Source organism: Flavobacterium fluviale, assembly GCF_003312915.1.
Taxonomy (GTDB): domain Bacteria; phylum Bacteroidota; class Bacteroidia; order Flavobacteriales; family Flavobacteriaceae; genus Flavobacterium; species Flavobacterium fluviale.
The window spans coordinates 982,691-999,703 of sequence record NZ_CP030261.1 but is presented as its reverse complement, the minus strand read 5'-3'; the positions used below and the strand labels follow the sequence as shown (position 1 = coordinate 999,703).

Sequence of the window (17,013 nt, the reverse complement as noted above, 5' to 3'; positions counted from 1 at the left end):
CGGTAATTTTATTTTTTAATACAAGCCCAATGCAAAACGTTTCAGAAGCGGCAGCTTATACTTTACAATTCATCAATCAGACGCAGAAATCTATTTTCCTTACTGGTAAAGCTGGTACGGGAAAAACTACGCTTTTACGTGAAATTATCGCGACAACGCACAAAAACACAGTAGTTGTAGCTCCAACAGGTATCGCTGCTTTAAATGCCGGCGGCGTTACAATTCATTCTATGTTTCAGCTTCCTTTCTCTGCTTTTATTCCGTCGTACGATGTGAGTGCACAGTTTACAGAGACAGTGAAGTTTGAAAATAAAGAATCACTTCGCCGTCATTTTAAAATGAATAATGTCAAGCGAAATGTGATCCGAAATATGGAATTGCTAGTTATTGATGAAGTGAGTATGCTTCGCGCAGATTTGTTAGATGCTGTCGATTTTATGATGCAGTCTGTCCGACGAAACAGCCAGCCTTTTGGAGGCGTTCAAGTTTTGTTTATTGGAGATTTATTACAGCTGCCACCCGTTATTCGCGATGAAGAATGGAGAACATTGAAAAATTATTATCGCGGAAAATTCTTTTTTCATTCGCATGTACTCCAGCAATACCCGCCAATTTACATTGAATTGTCTAAAATTTACCGCCAGACCGATGATACTTTCATTTCGGTTTTGAATAATCTGCGTAATAACCAGATTACTCCAGAAGACATTGCCGTTCTAAATCAATATGTTAAGCCAGATTTCGATTTTAAAGAAAACAAGGGTTATATAACACTGACAACGCATAATGCTAAGGCAGATTCTATTAACTCACAGTCAATCAATGATTTACAAGGAAAAGAATATATTTACACGCCATTTTTAGTTGGAGATTTCCCAGAAAAAATTTTCCCAGTGGAAGAAGAATTAAAATTGAAAGTAGGTGCGCAGATCATGTTCGTTAAGAATGATTTGTCTTTCGAAAAAAGATATTTCAACGGAAAAATGGGCGTAATCAAATCACTTTCAGACGAGGAAATCTTTGTTCATTTTCCAGAAGAGAATATGACACTGGAAGTTGAAAAATACGAATGGAAAAATATTCGTTACAAGGTCAACGAACAGACAAAAGAAATAGAAGAAGAAGTTTTAGGCACATTTGCACATTATCCCATCAAGCTTGCGTGGGCAATTACGGTTCACAAAAGTCAAGGTTTAACCTTCGACAAAGCTGCGCTCGATGTATCGCAAGTTTTTCTGCCAGGACAGGCATATGTTGCACTTTCGCGTTTGCGTTCGTTAAACGGGCTTATTTTGCTTTCTCCGATGCAGATGAACGGCATATCTAACGATCAAGATGTGATGGATTATGCTTTGAACAAAGCAACCGAAGAAGTTTTGAAAAACGCACTGCATTTTGAAACCAAGAATTTTATTCATAACTATTTGATAAACAGTTTTAATTGGACGGAATTGGCTCAAGAATGGCGCAATCATCGTTTTAGCTATAACGAAAATGCGGCTGGTTCAGAAAAATCTAAGCATGCAGTTTGGGCGCATAGACGTTTAGAAACAATCGAGCAGCTATTGGAACCTTCGCAGAAATTTATCATTCAGCTGAATAAAATTTTTAGTAAAGAAACAGTTGATTTGTTTTTTGTGAAAGAAAGAGTAGAAGCTGCCTACGATTATTTTTTCAAACCAATGGACAAATTGATCGATGATTTGATTTATAAAATTGCTGAAATCCAGAAATTTAAAAAAGTAAAAGAGTTTTACGAAGAGCTTCATTTTTTAGAAGATCTGCAGACAAAAGCTGTTTTGCGATTACTAAAAGCAAAACTGCTGATCGAAGTTGTAGTTTCCGGCGAAGCAATCTCAAAAGAAAAACTGTCGTCGCCATTTATTACAAATTATAAAATCAACAAAGCGGAAAGGATTCGCGATGAGCTTAAAATAACAAATACAGACATTTTTAGGACCGAAGAGCCTGTCGTTCGATACAAGACAGCTAAAACAGATAAAAACGCCCTTAAAACGGCTAAAAAAACAACAGTCGAAGAAACGCACGATTTGTGGCTGGAAAAAAATTCTGTCGAAGATATCGCAAGAATGCGTAAATTGAATGTTCAAACTATAGAAGGACATTTGATAAGACTTATTCAAGCAAAGAAAATTGACATTAACGAAGTTTTGCCATATGATAAAATTTTGGCGTTGAGAGAAGCATTTGAGTTTTATCAAGAAGAATCTTTAAGCGGTTTGAAAGAAAAACACGGAGATGAATTTACTTGGGATGAACTAAAAATGTTCAAAGCCAGCATTAATTGATTTCGAGACGTCCCACGTGAAACATCATTTTCGTTTTTCAAAATACTTATTTATAACGCATTAAATTATTTTGATATGAAAATAGTCAGATTGTTTTTAGTTTATTTTATCTTTTGTTCTTTGAACATGAGGGCACAGGATTTGAAACCTGAATACCAAATAATTATTTCTAAATTTATTTCAGAAGTAAAAAGCGGTAATAAAACTGCCGTTTCTAATCGGATAAAATTTCCATTAAAAAGGGATTATCCAATTCCAGCGATAAAAAATAAAACAGATTTTGTTAAAAAATATAACCAAATTTTCGACCCTGTTTTAATTGATAAAATTACCAAATCGGATCCTGCAAAAGATTGGTCAGAAATGGGATGGAGAGGAATTATGCTTAATCAAGGCGATGTGTGGATTGATACTGATGGAAAAATCAGCAGTGTAAATTATCAGTCGGAAGCAGAAAAAAAATTGAAAAATTCGCTGATTGCTTCGCAGAAAAAAAATGTAAATAGTTCGATTTCAGATTTCAAACAACCTGTTGCGATTTTAGAAACTTCAAAATTTAGAATCAGAATCGATGATTTAGGAAATGGGAAATATCGTTACGCTTCTTGGTCAACCAAACAAAAAATGACAGACAAACCAGATTTAGTAATTGAAAATGGAGTTTTCTTTGCCGATGGAACAGGAGGGAATCATCATTACGAATTTAAAAAAGGTGATTTTAAATATGAATGTCATTTTATCGTTTTGGGCGAAAAAAATTCGGCGCCTGCGGCGTTAATTGTATATCAAGCCGAGAAAAAAATTCTGTCTCAAAATGCAAAGATTGTTTCACGATAAACATTAAAAAGCCTAATTCGTTTGAATTAGGCTTTTTAATTAAATGGCCGACATTGCTTTTTCAAGTTCTTTTTCCTGCGTAATTTGAGTCAGTTTCAGCTTCTGAATGTTTACTTCATTCTCTTTGGTCTTGATTTTCTGCTTTTGAATTTCTTCATCAGAAACTGTAGTCGTAGTTATTTTGTTTTCTATTTTCTGATTAGCAAGTTCAAGTTTGCTTATTTTTTCCTTAGTCGATTTCAAATTGTTTTCAGATTTCGAGAGACTTTTCTTTTTGGTTTCCAATTCTTTTAGCTCTTTTTTTAGGAGTTCAATTTTATCATCCAATTTTTTGTGATTTTCTCTTAACATTCTTTGCGTTTCAGCTTCTGATTTATTAAACTCTAAATCTTGAGTGCTGTTGTTTTGAATTTGCTGCGCGAAAAAAGAATGCGAATTAAGCAATAATAAGAATACTAGGGTTTTGAAGATTTTTTTCATTTTGTTTTAAATTTTTATGAGACGAATTTATTCGAAGCAATCTTCAAAAAGTGCCAGTCAAATTTTTTAAAACAACAGAATAGGACAAAAAAAATCCCGTTCAAAAGAACAGGATTTTTAAATTTATAAATTTTCGACCAAGATCCAGGCTTGTGGATTTTCGCCTTTTTGTATTTCTTTTTGAGCTTCTTCAGCTTCTTTCATTGTAGCATAACTTCCGTACAAAACTGGAAATAAACCATGTTTGTTTTCTTCTAGCATTCTAGCTTTAAAACCATCTTTAATTAATTGGTTGTAAGCTTTTCTAGCATTTTGTTCACTTCTAAAAGCGCCCGCCATAATATGGTATGGCATTGTTGGTTCAACAGTTTCAACTTTTGCAGAATCTACAGAAAGCGTAACAGCTGGAAGCGGACTTTTAATAAAGAATGTTGCCTCTTGAATTTTATTTTGTACTTTTTTCTGAACAGATTTTTCTACTAAAAGTGTTTGGGTATCAATTTGATTTTGGTATAATGGATAACCAATACTTCCTGTAATTCCAAGTCCTAAAACTAGGATCGCAGCATATCTTAAGAATGAATTTGAAGATTTAGTCTGTTCTTCATTTTCATATAATAAAACAGCCTCTTTTTCTTTTGCAGCAATCTTTTCGATTTTTTTCTCGAAAATTTCTTTTTTCACCACTGGAGAAACAAAAGGACTTAATCCGAAAGAATTTGCCAGATAGTTTGTCTGATCGTTTGGTCTGAAAACAATATTCCCCTCAGAATTTAAACGCAGTTCTCCAATATTTTTTAAAAGAATTACTTCGTTTTCATCTAAAGTTTTTTTCCAGTTTAAAACCTCAAAAGCAATTGCACTCACTGCAAAACCATAAGATGTTTTTTCAGCTTGAGCAATATGATTTGCTAGTAATCCGTCATTATTTTTGATACGGCTGTTGAAAGAAATGGTTTTTTTTGGAGGAAAAAACGAGTTAGTGCCTTCATTCAGCTGAGCCGAATGAATTTCGGTTAAAAATGCACCAAATCCTGGAACCGTTACACACTGATAACGATACAATAACTGCGAGATATATACTTCGATTTTCATAGTAACAAAGTTATGCATCGCTTATAGTTATCAAAATTTTATTCACAATTTTTATTAACAATTAGTATTTATTTTTAGACAATTCGTTTTCAAATATTTAGCTCAATGTTTTGGCTTGGTCGGAAAAGAAAACCAATCTTAGTTTTAAATTTTATTAAGAAATTACTTTGTTTTAATGATATTTGCGCCTCATAAAAAGTAGATTTATTATTTCTATTTTACATAATGTTTTAAAAGATGACCGATCAAGAATTGTTTTATTTATTAGCGCTGTTAAAGGTTGATGGAGTGGGTGATATAATGGGAAAAAAACTGCTCCATTCGTTTGGAAGCGCAGAAGCTATTTTTAATGCAAAAAACAATCATTTAGTAGCAGTTGATGGAATCGGTACGGTTTTACTTAAAAACTTAAAGGATAAAAGTGTTTTCGAAAAAGCGCAAAAGGAATTAGAATTAATCAAAAAAAATGACATACAGGTTTCGTTTTTTCAGGATGAAACTTATCCAGAACGGCTCAAACATTGTATTGATGGACCAATTTTAATTTTTACGGCTGGGAATATCAATCTTTATCACAAGAGAATAATAAGCATTGTTGGTACGCGTCAAATAACTTCTTACGGAACTGAATTCTGCCGTAAATTGATAGAAGATCTTGCACCTTTGGATCCAGTAATCGTCAGCGGATTTGCATATGGTGTTGATATCGTAGCGCATCAAGCCGCAATGAATTGCAACTTGCAGACGATTGGAGTTCTGGCGCACGGTTTAAATCAAATATATCCGAGAACGCATAAAAAATATATGGCGAAAATGGAGCTGAATGGTGGCTTTATAACTGAATTTTGGAGCGATTCTAATCCTGATAAAGAGAAGTTTGTACGTAGAAATAGAATCGTTGCTGGTATGACTGAAGCCACAATTGTAATTGAATCTGCTGATAAAGGCGGCTCGCTGATTACAGCTAATATGGCCAACGAATATAACCGAGATGTTTTTGCCGTTCCTGGAAGAATCACCGATAAGTACAGTCAAGGATGTAATAACTTGATTAAGATGCAGAAAGCAAATGTTATAACTGATGCAGCGGATTTAATTTATATGCTGAATTGGGATCTTAAGGAGAAACCTAAAAACATTCAAAAACAGCTCTTTGTAGAACTAGAACCTGACGAACAAAAGATCTATGATTTCCTTTTAAAAAATGGAAAAGAATTATTAGATATTATTGCTGTCGAATGTAATTTTCCTATTTATAAAATGTCTGGAATTCTAATAAATATGGAACTCAAAGGGATTATTAGGCCTCTTCCGGGAAAACTTTTTGAAGCTATTTAACGCAGAAAATCCTATTTTTTGTTCTTAAAGTGTTTATATAATCTGTAAAGAATATAAAGGAGCAGAATCCCAAAAAGGATATTTAGGATTTGAAATAAGTAAGGTGGTACATCGTAATCTTCAATATATTTATCCATCTTTTTGTTTTTTAAAAGATTAATATAGATGAAGTTACAAAAAAATATTCAGATATGTTTCAAAAAAAAACGCTGACCAATTTTGATTTTGATCAACGTTTAAATTTATTTGAGATGAATTTTATTTACTAAATCCAAGAACCTCTCTAACTTTTGCTAAAACTCCGTCAGCAATAACTGAAGCTTTTGCTGCACCTTTTTTAAGTAAAGAATCTACTTCGTCAAGGTTGTTAATGTAGTAATTGTATTTTTCTCTTTCTGTTTTAAATTTCTCAGTAATCAATTCAAGCAAAGCTTGTTTGGCGTGGCCGTAACCATAATTTCCGCCTAAATAGTTTGCTCTCATTTCTGCGATCTGTTCTTCATTTCCTAATAAAGAATAAATAGCAAATGCATTACAAGTATCTGGATTTTTCGGTTCTTCAAGCGGTGTACTGTCGGTTTCAATACTCATTACCTGTTTGCGTAATGCCTTATCATCCAAGAAAATATTAATAATATTATTAGCAGATTTACTCATTTTTCCTCCGTTTGTACCAGGAATCAGCATAATGTTTTCTTGAATCTTAGCTTCAGGAAGTACAAAAGTTTCTCCCATTTGATGGTTGAATCGAGAAGCAACATCACGAGTAATTTCTAAATGCTGCAGCTGATCTTTTCCAACGGGAACAAATTCAGCATCATACAATAAAATATCTGCAGCCATTAACATCGGATAGGTAAAAAGTCCAGCGTTAACATCGTCTAAACGATCGGCTTTATCTTTGAAAGAGTGTGCTAAAGTCAATCTTTGAAAAGGAAAAAAACAGCTTAAATACCAAGTCAATTCAGTAGTCTGTACCACATCAGATTGTCGGTAGAAAGTCACTTTTTCAGGATTTAAACCACATGCAAGCCAAGCCGCAGCCGTGCTGTAGGTGTTTTCCCTTAAAGTTTTTCCATCTTTAATCTGAGTAATCGAATGTAAATCAGCAATAAACAAATAAGATTCGTTATCCGGATTGTTGGACAATTCGATTGCTGGAATAATTGCTCCTAATAAATTTCCTAAATGCGGTGTTCCTGTACTTTGAACACCCGTAAGTATTTTTGCCATTCTAGATTTTTTCTTAACTGCAAATGTCGTGATGTTTTTTTTAACCGCAAAGTGTGCAAAGGTTTATCGCAATGTTTTGTTTTTTTTGTGAGTCATTTTAACGCAGAGTGCGCAAAGGGTTTTCGCAAAGGAAATGAGTTTTATTTCCTAGAGATTGCTTTGCAATAAGTTCACTAAGCTTCATCTTATGTAAAGTAGTCTTAAATTAAAACCCATTATTTAAATTATAAGAAAATATTTATAATTTTGACTCCTTTTAGTATGACAGAAAACGAAATGTCAAATATTGTAATTGGGTTAGCAATTGAAATTCATAAAAAATTGGAACCAGTTTTATTAGAGAATGTGTATAAAGAATGTTTATTTTATAAAATTAAACAACGCGGACTTCTTGTTGAGAAAGAGAAATCTCTGCCATTAGTTTTTGAAGAAGTTAAACTTGATTGTGGGTACCGCGTTGATTTGCTTGTTGAAAACAAATTTCTAATCGAGATAAAAAGCGTAGAATCACTTACTGTTAACCATTTGGCACAAACATTAACCTATTTGAAGTTAGGAAATTTTAAACTCGGGCTTCTTATAAATTTCAGTGAAAGTCTTTTAAAAAATGGTATTAGAAGAGTTGTAAATAATTTATAAATAAAGTTTAGTGAACTCATTGCAAAGCAATCTCTCAAAGAACTTCTTTCCTTTGCGAAGCCTTTTGCGCGCTCTGCGTTAAAAAAGCAACGAGCTTAGGAAAATAAAAAACTTTATTAAATTCATTTCTGTTTTCTTACTTTTGAAACTATGAAAATATTTAAAATTGCTTTTTGGGTTTTATGGCGTATTTGGTTTTACATTTTAATGGCCATTCCGATTTTGCTTATGCTGCCTTTTTTACTGATTTCTATTATCTCTGAGAAAGGTTATCCCTATTTTTTTAAAATGGCTCGTATCTGGGCTAAATTTATTCTTTTCGGAATGGGTTTTTATTACACCGTAAAACGCGAACAGAAGCTCATTAAAGGCAAAAGTTATATGATTGTGGCCAACCACACCTCAATGACAGATATTATGCTTATGCTGGCCATAATTAAAAATCCGTTTGTTTTTGTGGGTAAAAAGGAACTTGTAAAGATTCCGCTTTTTGGATTTTTCTATAAAAGAACTTGTATTTTGGTTGACAGAAGTTCTTCAAGAAGTAAAAATGAAGTTTTTAAAAGAGCTCAAAGCCGTTTAAATCAAGGTTTGAGTATTTGTATTTTCCCCGAAGGCGGAGTGCCAGACGATGAAAGTATTTTGTTGGACGAGTTTAAAGACGGTGCCTTCAGACTTGCAATCGATCATCAAATTCCGATTGTGCCAATAGTTTTTGCAGATAACAAAGAACGTTTTTCGTACACTTTTCTAAGCGGAAGTCCTGGCCGAATGCGTGTTAAAGTTCTCCCTTTCATAGAAACAAAAAATAGGACTATTGATAATAGAAAAGAACTAAAAGATCAAGTTAGAAATATTATTTATGATGGATTAATTGATTTTGAGAAGTCCAAATAATAAACACAAAAGCCGGCAGATTCTTAAATCTGCCGGCTTTTGTTTTGAATTAAAAACCCCCATTTTTATTCAAAACTTATCTATGAATTATCTTCTCTGAAATAAAACGCAATACTTTTTTAAATTTCAATTTGGTTTTTCTTCGGTTTTTATTGTACAACAATTCTATTTTTTCTTTCATGGCTAAAAATATTAATGGTTGATAATAAAGAGTTTAAATTAATAACTCAAGTTAACGTCACATTATTATAGATGAAGGAAAATAAAAAAGGTTGCGTCACTGGGTAAAGAAAAGTAAAAAAATTGATAAAAATCCGTTAGTATGAGTAAACTAACGGATTTCTGTTCAAATAACCAACCAACCTAAATTCATAAAAAAGCCCAAATTGATTTATGGCTTTGCCAATTTGGAAACCCTGCTTTTTTATTAGATGGGCTTTTTCCGAAAAGGTTGCGTTACAATTTAAATTAATTCAAAAAAAAATCCGGATAGATTTTTAAGTCTACCCGGGTTTAGATTAGTCATTTTTTGACTTATTTCAGATTAGGCGTTTGCCAGTTCTTTTATATGTTCTTTAATTTTAACTTCAAGTTCGTCAGCAAGTTCTGGATTATCTTTAATTAAAGTTTTAACAGCATCACGACCTTGTCCTAATTTTGTATCTCCATAGCTGAACCAAGATCCTGCTTTTTTAACGATATCAAATTCTACAGCTAAATCTAAAATTTCACCTGTTTTAGAAACTCCTTCACCATACATAATGTCAAATTCTGCAGTTCTAAAAGGCGGTGCTACTTTGTTTTTAACGATTTTTACTTTTGTTCTGTTACCAATTACGTTTTCGCCGTCTTTGATTTGTGCAGAACGACGAATGTCTAGACGCACAGAAGCGTAAAATTTAAGTGCATTACCCCCAGTTGTAGTTTCTGGATTTCCGAACATTACGCCAATTTTTTCACGAAGCTGATTGATAAAGAAAACAGTACAATTTGTTTTACTGATAGTTCCAGTAAGTTTTCTCAAAGCTTGAGACATTAAACGTGCGTGTAGACCCATTTTAGAATCTCCCATTTCACCTTCAATTTCACTTTTTGGAGTTAACGCAGCAACCGAGTCAATTACAACAATATCAATTGCTCCTGAACGAATTAAGTTTTCAGCAATTTCTAATGCTTGTTCCCCATTATCTGGCTGTGAAATAATTAAATTCTCGATATCAACATTAAGTTTTTCAGCATAGTTTCTATCAAAAGCGTGCTCCGCATCGATAAAGGCAGCAATACCTCCAGCTTTTTGAGCTTCTGCAATTGCGTGAAGCGTCAAAGTAGTTTTTCCAGAAGATTCTGGACCATATATTTCAATAATTCTTCCTTTAGGATAACCATTTACTCCAAGAGCTAAATCAACACCAAGTGAACCTGAAGAAATCGTTTCTACCTCCACAATGGCTTTGTCGCCCATTTTCATTACGGTTCCTTTTCCGTATGTTTTGTCAAGTTTGTCAAGCGTTAATTGCAGCGCTTTTAATTTGGCTTCTTTGTCTGAACTCATCTTTTCTTAAATGTGTAAATTGTTATTTTTCTTTCAAACAAAAAATCAGAAAGAATAAAAAGTTTTCTGAATTTTATTTGATTGGCTTGTAATCGTGTAAAAATACTTCTTTTTTTTGAAGTTTATTGTTCCAAATTGTATCAATTTTACTATAAAAATAAAGCCTTTAATTCTGTTGCATCAGATGGTTTTATTTTTCCTGCAAGCAGTAAACTCAACTGCTTACGACGAAGTGCAGCATCAAAACGTTGAATTTCCAGATCAGTTTCTGGTACGATTGGCGGAACTTCGACAGGTCTCCCGCTATCATCTACTGCAACAAAAGTATAAATTGCTTCGTTGGCTTTTGTTCTGCTTCCAGATTCACGGTCTTCTACCCAAACATCAATAAAAACTTCCATTGAGCTTTTAAAAGATCTAGAAACCTTTGCTTCAATTGTCACTACAGCTCCAAGGGGAATGGCTCTGTTAAATGCTACGTGGTTTACAGAAGCGGTAACTACAATTCGGCGTGAATGTCTGCGTGCGGCAATACTTGCTGCACGGTCCATTCGGGCTAATAATTCGCCTCCAAAAAGATTGTTTAAAGGATTTGTTTCGCTCGGTAAAACTAAATCAGTTAAAATAGTTAATGATTCTGATGGATGTTTTGGATTCATTTTTTTTTAATGTAAAATTTTATTTTTTTGCTACAGATGCATGATTAAAAATCTTTTGAAAATCTGCGATATTTTTTATTTTTTTAAACCCATTTCGGATTTGTAAATTCAAAGTTTATACTGCATTTAATTCAACCAATAAACTGCTATCACAGCTGGTATAAAATAAATTACAATAGTTCTGGCACCATCATAATCTTTTGCAAGTCTTTGTCCGAAAAGCATCATTAACAAACAGATGCATGAAAAAACGGCACCATAAAAACCAAATTCTCTTCCGTTATTTGTAACTAGTTGAATTCCTCCGACAACACATAAAATTCCTGAAATTAATTCTAAAATAAGTAAGTGTAAGAGAGCAAGCGGGACTTGATTTTTTAGGGGTGTTTTAGCAAAATGTTCTTTCAGCCAAGCGACATTGTCTTTCCAATAAAAAATTTTTTCGTAACCTGACTGTAAAAATGTTAAAGCTAAAAAAGCTAAAATTAAGATTGAGGCAACATTATTCATTTTATATTTATTTTTTATGAATTAATCGAGTCAGTTTGATAGATAAATCGGTTAAAATTATTTTTGCATTTCCGTTTCTTTCAATGTGATACATCGCGTCTGAAAGTTCTTTAAATATTTCGTGAATATTATTTCCGTTTACAAACGGTGCAAAATTTTCAAGTTTAAATTTATCTACTTTTGGTTCTATGTATACTAAACTCGGAGCCTGATAATTTAACATTAGAGCCTGCCTGAACATTTCGATACAATACTGGATAAATTTTTTCTGGCTTTCGCGTCCGAGCGCTGCAATCTGTTCGCTCCAGGTAATTAAGTCCTGAATTGCTGCGGCATTTCCTTTTGCCCTAAATGCGGCACGCACCCAATTTACAAACCATTGTTCGAATGGAAGTTCATCATCATCTTCTTTTAACAAATGCAAAGCTTTGCTAAAATTTCCCTGTGCCTGATGTGCAATTTTTTTGGCTAAGTTAGGATCTATATTTTCCTGTTTCACCAAGGCTTCAGCTATCACTTTTTCTGGAAGTCCGTTAAAGTGAATTACTTGACAGCGAGAACGTATGGTTTGAATGATATCTTCTTCATTTTCAGAAATCAGAATAAACATGGTTTTGTCTGATGGTTCTTCGAGAAGTTTTAAAAGTTTATTTGAAGCAGCAATGTTCATTTTATCTGCCATCCAGATAATCATGATTTTATAACCGCCTTCGTAAGATTTCAGCGCAAGCGATTTTAACACTTCTTGAGCATCTTCTACACGAATTTCGCCCTGTTTGTTTTGAACACCCAAAATTTTGTACCAGTCGAACAAACCTCCGTAGGGCATTTCCTGAATAAAACTTCTCCAGTCCTGAATAAAATCTAAACTTTTGGGTTTTGTTTTTACGTCTTCGGTGGTAACTGTTGGATAAATAAAATGCAGATCGGGATGAGAAATATTGTCAAACTTTAGATTACAAGAATCGTTTCCGTTTGAATTTTCGTCGCCGGTATTATTACATAAAATGTACTGGGCATAAGCGATCGCAGTGATTAATGTACCGCTTCCTTCAGGACCTACAAATAATTGTGCGTGCGGAATTCGACCAGAAGCAGCACTTTTTGTCAAGTGGCTTTTGATGTAATCTTGACCTAAAATTTGAGAAAATTGCATGACGCAAAGATAGAAGAAAATGATGTAGTCAAAAATTTTCCAGATAAGATTATTTTAGTCCTCTAAATTGAAAATTGTAATAAGATTTTCTCATTCTAATTTCTACTTACTTTCGATATAATTTTGTTAATAAATGACTCAAGCTGAACAGATATCGAGATTTTTTTGTTAATATTTTTTTTCGAAAATCGTTAAACGTAAGTTTTTTTTTATTATTTAAAAGAAAGAAATTGCTTTTTTTATAGCGTTTATCTTACTGTTTTGATTTTAACAATTTTAACAAAAAGCGCGTTAAAACGCACATTTTCTCGACATAACACTGATTTTTAAGGTTTTTTTAAGGTTTTTTTTTGAAAAAATAAAGCATTAAAGTTGGAGTTTAACATAATTTATATATTTTTGTTTTTATCAAGAACCAATTATAAATAAGAATCTATGAAAGGGAAAATTACTCTGTTAAGTGCACTTTTTATCTTAACTACTGCAGCCGTTTCGGCTCAAGCTAAGAACGCGCCAAGAAGTATTATCAGCACAACTGCTCTTATTCGTAAATACCACGATCAAAAAGAATTAAGTGGTATGCAAAAAGGTGAGCTTTTAGAATTATACATTGAGCGTATTAAAGTTTTAGTAAAAACTCTTCCTTACATTGCTTTGGTTACAAAACCAGGAGTTACGATGGCAGACTTAGGTATTCCAGACGACTCTGAACACAAAAAAGTATTAGATGCTCAGGCAACAGGTACATCAACATTTTTGGATACTACTGTAGAATTTCAACGAAAAATGATGCCTTATTCTGATAAAGGAAATCTAATTGCAGCAATCTTATTCTACGAAAGTACATTGAAATCATTACACGAGTTCAACGATTTGAACGAAATGTAATAAAGCTGATTTTTTTTAAACCTTTTTCAAATTGTTTTCGTAGATGGATAAAATCTATTTAAACAGTATTGAGAAACAAAATAAAAAAAAACTCATTCTCGAGGGTTCTGATAATTTTGGAAAACTCGAGAGGAGTTTTTTCATTTACGCATTCCCAAATTTATTATTAACCGTAATACCCCCTTATCATGAAAAAAATTACTCAATTAATCTGCGTTCTTTTGACAGTTACGAGTTTGAGTGCTCAACAAGAGAAAGGAATTATGGGCTACAACAATTGGTTGAACAACTGGACCGAATTTAAGCCTAACAAAGTGGACTATGGAGAAGCAAACCAAATTTTAGCAGGAAATATTTCTGTTAATACTAAATTGCTGAAAAGAAATATCTACGTTTTGCAAGGAAACGTATATGTTACAAACAATGCTGTTTTAACTATCGAACCAGGAACTTTAATTATTGGTGATTTCGAAACAAAAGGAACATTGGTAGTTACAAAAGGTGCACAAATTGTTGCAGATGGTTTAGAAACAGATCCAATTGTATTTACTTCAAACCGAAGCTTGAAAAAAGCGGGAGACTGGGGAGGATTAGTTATTCTTGGTGATGCTCCAATTAATAAATTTGGAAATGTAGGTTCTTACAACCTTGATCTTGACCCAACACTTACAACTTACGGTGGAGAAAATTTAGCTTCAAACTCTGGAGTTTTAAGATTCGTTAGAATCGAATTTGCTGGTAAAAAAGTAAAAGGTTTAGATACATTTAATGGTTTAACAATTGCAGGTGTTGGTAACAAAACAGTTATTGACAATGTAATGGTAAGCTTTTCTGGAGGTGACTCATTCGCTTTCTTTGGAGGTGATGTAAATGCTTCTAAATTGGTTTCTTATAAATCAATCAACGACGACTTTAAATTTACACAAGGTGTACAATGTCGTTTATTCAACTCTTTAGCAGTTAGATCTTCTTACTTATCAAGTAACAAAGATGGATCTCGTTGTATGGAGGTGAAATCTTATGAGAAAAAGAATGAAACTGATTTTACAAAAAAACAAACTCTTGTAGCTGCTACAAATATTACTATGCTTAATGACAGCGAAAACATTAAAGCTGATATTCAATCAGGTTTAGTAAAAGAAGCTGTATATATTGCTGAAGGCGCTTCTCTTGAAATGAAGCGTAGTGTTATTTCTGGTTTTAATCCAGCTGTTTTATTAGACAGTAAAATTGAAATCAACGATGCTAATCTTAAAAAAATCAAGTTTGAAGAAATGTACTTTAACCTATGTAACGGAAACATCTTTACAGAGTACAATTCAAATAACGAAGATTTAGAGAGCTGGTATGGAAACAGTGTGTTTTTTAATCTTTATTCTCAAACGAGTAACAGTGAAACATTCATTGATATCGCAAACCCTAAAAAACCAGATTTCAGATTACAATTAGGAAAAATCACGGCTTCAAGCGGCAATAGATAAATAGATTTCGATTTTTATTTCCACGCGTAAATTTTATTAATAAAGTCCCCAGACACAATTTATGTATCGTCTTACTGGACCCAAATAAAGATCAAAACATAATGGTATCTACGAAAAAATATTTTTTATATATAATATTTTTGGTTTCGCCTATTTCGTTAACTCTACATGCACAGAATACAGCAGAAAAACCTACAAAGGCTGCTGGTTCTGAGTGTACATTAACTTTAGGTAATGTTAACCAAAACAATACTAAAGCTGTAATTGAAAACAGCAGTTCAGACAAATTTAATCAGTTTATAGTAGGGATGTCCAACCCCAAGGGCAGCCTTACTATAGCAGCTGAGCCAAATAGTGTATCAAACGAGTGTCAAGAAAACTCACTACTTACTTCAACTTCAATTCTTGCAAAAGATATAATTGAAAACTATAAGTATGATTTCTCAGAAACATTCATCGATATTTTGTTTTTTGAGCGTATAGACTTAGCCAGAACACGCACTATATGATTCAAAAAATTACTTTATCTTTTTTTAAACTTTTATTTTTATTTAGCTTTTTATTCTTTGCTAAATCGAATACCTATGCCCAAACTATAGTACCTCAAACATTTGATGGTCTTGAAAAGCTTTGTGCTGGAAATTCGTTCAATGAATTTAATGCGACTTTTAGTTATATAGATTTTCCCGCAGGTACTACTTTTGTAGTTGAACTTTCAGATTCTGCGGGAAATTTTACCACTCCAATTGCTACAACTCTGCTTCAAACAATTGATATTTCTCCAACTCAAAAAACGATAAGATATGCAGTTCCAACAAATTTGGCGGGTTCTGATATTTATAGTTTGAGAGTTAAAAGCTCAACTGGTGTAACCAGTCCAAGATTTAGAAATTCTTTAGGGAATACCTCATTTCCTGCATACTTTAAAACTTACGAGTCTTCTTTCTTTATAAATAATAAAAGTGATGCTGCCATGATATGTTCTGGTGGAAGTTTAACACTTTCTATTAATTCAGAAGCTCCGTCGCCTGCAGCTATTTCTAATATCAAATACAAATGGTATAAAGATGATGTTGTAATCCCAGGACAAAGTTCTAAAGATTTGGTAGTAAATTCAACAGGAAAATATTATGCAGAGATTGATTACGGTCAATGCTCTGACGTGAATTTTAGTTCCAATCGTGTAAATGTTACTTCTTCTAGCGGGGGATCTGGCGTAACTATTAGTTCTAGCTTAGGAAATCCATTCTGTGCCAGCGGCACGGGAACTGTATTGACAGCGACTTCAGGAAACAGCTACGTTTGGAAAAAAGACGGCACTGTTATAACTGGTGCGACAACCCGTACTTATTCTACAAATGAATCTGGTGTTTATACTGTAGACGTTGATTTTGGCGGTTGTAAATCATCAGGATCTATCAATTTACAAAGTAATGGTTTCGATGCCTCTATTGATGCTGAAGACGGCTATAAATTGAGTGAAGGCGAAACTATAACAGTGACTGTTACAACAGATGCAACTGCAGCTTCGTACGAATGGTATTTAAATAATAACTTAATTTCTGGAGAAACAGGAAATTCGTATGTGATATCCGTAAAAGGTAATTATAAAGTAAAAATTTCTCAAGCATCAGGCTGTACCGCCAATAAAGAATTTTCATTTAGAATTAATGGAGATTCAGGACCTTCAAGCGTTATTCCAAATATTATAAAATTGAGCGGGATTAATCCATATTGGAATATTCCAGATGAATACAAGAATGCATCAACAAAAGTAATTATCATTAGTTCTAATGGTGATAAAGTTCTTGATGTAGTAAATTATCAAGGCGATTGGCCTCAAAACAATGTAGATTTTAAGAATGTAAATCCCGTTTATTACTATGTCATTCAATCCGACACAGGTGAAAAAAAAGGATCAATAACTGTTATAAAATAA

General features: G+C 33.1%; 16 protein-coding genes. 9 read left to right on the top strand and 7 right to left on the bottom strand.

What is annotated here, in order from left to right:
* Positions 1-29: 29 nt before the first annotated feature.
* Together HYN86_RS04485 and HYN86_RS04480 are read left to right on the top strand one after the other, a co-directional pair.
* On the top strand, positions 30-2,309 hold the full coding sequence (locus HYN86_RS04485; RefSeq protein WP_113676965.1) for a helix-turn-helix domain-containing protein: 2,280 nt from the start codon (positions 30-32) through the stop codon (positions 2,307-2,309).
* A 75-nt stretch (positions 2,310-2,384) separates the two neighbouring features.
* Complete coding sequence (locus HYN86_RS04480) at positions 2,385-3,146, top strand: hypothetical protein (protein WP_113676964.1); 762 nt, start codon at positions 2,385-2,387, stop codon at positions 3,144-3,146.
* 39 nt (positions 3,147-3,185) lie between these two features.
* Here the strand turns inward: HYN86_RS04480 and HYN86_RS04475 are convergent, their stop codons facing one another.
* A complete protein-coding gene (locus HYN86_RS04475) occupies positions 3,186-3,626 on the bottom strand; it encodes a hypothetical protein (protein WP_113676963.1) in 441 nt (146 codons plus the stop codon).
* Positions 3,627-3,749: 123 nt separating this feature from the next.
* On the bottom strand, positions 3,750-4,721 hold the full coding sequence (locus HYN86_RS04470; protein WP_113676962.1) for an HU domain-containing protein: 972 nt from the start codon (positions 4,719-4,721) through the stop codon (positions 3,750-3,752).
* Positions 4,722-4,958: 237 nt separating this feature from the next.
* On the opposite strand from HYN86_RS04470, the gene dprA reads away from it, so the two are divergent.
* Entirely contained in the window at positions 4,959-6,059 is a 1,101-nt protein-coding gene (gene dprA / locus HYN86_RS04465; RefSeq protein ID WP_113676961.1) for a DNA-processing protein DprA, read from the top strand.
* A 258-nt stretch (positions 6,060-6,317) separates the two neighbouring features.
* Here dprA and trpS read toward each other — a convergent pair whose 3' ends face one another.
* Positions 6,318-7,292, bottom strand: a complete 975-nt coding sequence (gene trpS, locus HYN86_RS04460; protein WP_113676960.1) for a tryptophan--tRNA ligase — start codon at positions 7,290-7,292, stop codon at positions 6,318-6,320.
* 261 nt (positions 7,293-7,553) lie between these two features.
* Here trpS and HYN86_RS04455 point away from each other — a divergent pair, with 261 nt between their 5' ends.
* Positions 7,554-7,931, top strand: a complete 378-nt coding sequence (locus tag HYN86_RS04455) for a GxxExxY protein (protein WP_113676959.1) — start codon at positions 7,554-7,556, stop codon at positions 7,929-7,931.
* 150 nt (positions 7,932-8,081) lie between these two features.
* Positions 8,082-8,828, top strand: coding sequence for a lysophospholipid acyltransferase family protein (locus tag HYN86_RS04450; protein WP_113676958.1), 747 nt, complete (start codon positions 8,082-8,084; stop codon positions 8,826-8,828).
* 544 nt (positions 8,829-9,372) lie between these two features.
* On the opposite strand, the gene recA is transcribed toward HYN86_RS04450, so the two are convergent.
* From recA to HYN86_RS04430, 4 genes are all read right to left on the bottom strand, one after another.
* On the bottom strand, positions 9,373-10,380 hold the full coding sequence (gene recA, locus HYN86_RS04445) for a recombinase RecA (protein ID WP_113676957.1): 1,008 nt from the start codon (positions 10,378-10,380) through the stop codon (positions 9,373-9,375).
* A gap of 149 nt (positions 10,381-10,529) precedes the next feature.
* Positions 10,530-11,039: an acyl-CoA thioesterase gene (locus HYN86_RS04440; protein WP_113676956.1), complete on the bottom strand. Its 510-nt coding sequence runs from the start codon at positions 11,037-11,039 to the stop codon at positions 10,530-10,532.
* A 126-nt stretch (positions 11,040-11,165) separates the two neighbouring features.
* Positions 11,166-11,549 (bottom strand): DoxX family protein, encoded by a 384-nt coding sequence (locus HYN86_RS04435; RefSeq protein WP_113676955.1) that lies wholly within the window; start codon positions 11,547-11,549, stop codon positions 11,166-11,168.
* 7 nt (positions 11,550-11,556) lie between these two features.
* Positions 11,557-12,705 carry a DNA polymerase III subunit gene (locus HYN86_RS04430; protein WP_113676954.1) on the bottom strand — a complete coding sequence of 383 codons (1,149 nt, stop codon included), beginning with the start codon at positions 12,703-12,705 and terminating at the stop codon, positions 11,557-11,559.
* A gap of 435 nt (positions 12,706-13,140) precedes the next feature.
* Between HYN86_RS04430 and HYN86_RS04425 the strand changes: the two genes are divergently transcribed.
* The 4 genes from HYN86_RS04425 to sprC all read left to right on the top strand — a co-directional run bounded on the left by HYN86_RS04425 (position 13,141) and on the right by sprC (position 17,013).
* Positions 13,141-13,593 (top strand): hypothetical protein, encoded by a 453-nt coding sequence (locus HYN86_RS04425; RefSeq protein WP_113676953.1) that lies wholly within the window; start codon positions 13,141-13,143, stop codon positions 13,591-13,593.
* Between the two features lie 188 nt (positions 13,594-13,781).
* Positions 13,782-15,074 (top strand): hypothetical protein, encoded by a 1,293-nt coding sequence (locus HYN86_RS04420; RefSeq protein WP_113676952.1) that lies wholly within the window; start codon positions 13,782-13,784, stop codon positions 15,072-15,074.
* A gap of 101 nt (positions 15,075-15,175) precedes the next feature.
* Positions 15,176-15,583: a hypothetical protein gene (locus tag HYN86_RS04415; protein WP_113676951.1), complete on the top strand. Its 408-nt coding sequence runs from the start codon at positions 15,176-15,178 to the stop codon at positions 15,581-15,583.
* On the top strand, positions 15,580-17,013 hold the full coding sequence (sprC, locus tag HYN86_RS04410; protein WP_113676950.1) for a gliding motility protein SprC: 1,434 nt from the start codon (positions 15,580-15,582) through the stop codon (positions 17,011-17,013). The genes HYN86_RS04415 and sprC overlap by 4 nt, the downstream gene beginning before the upstream one ends.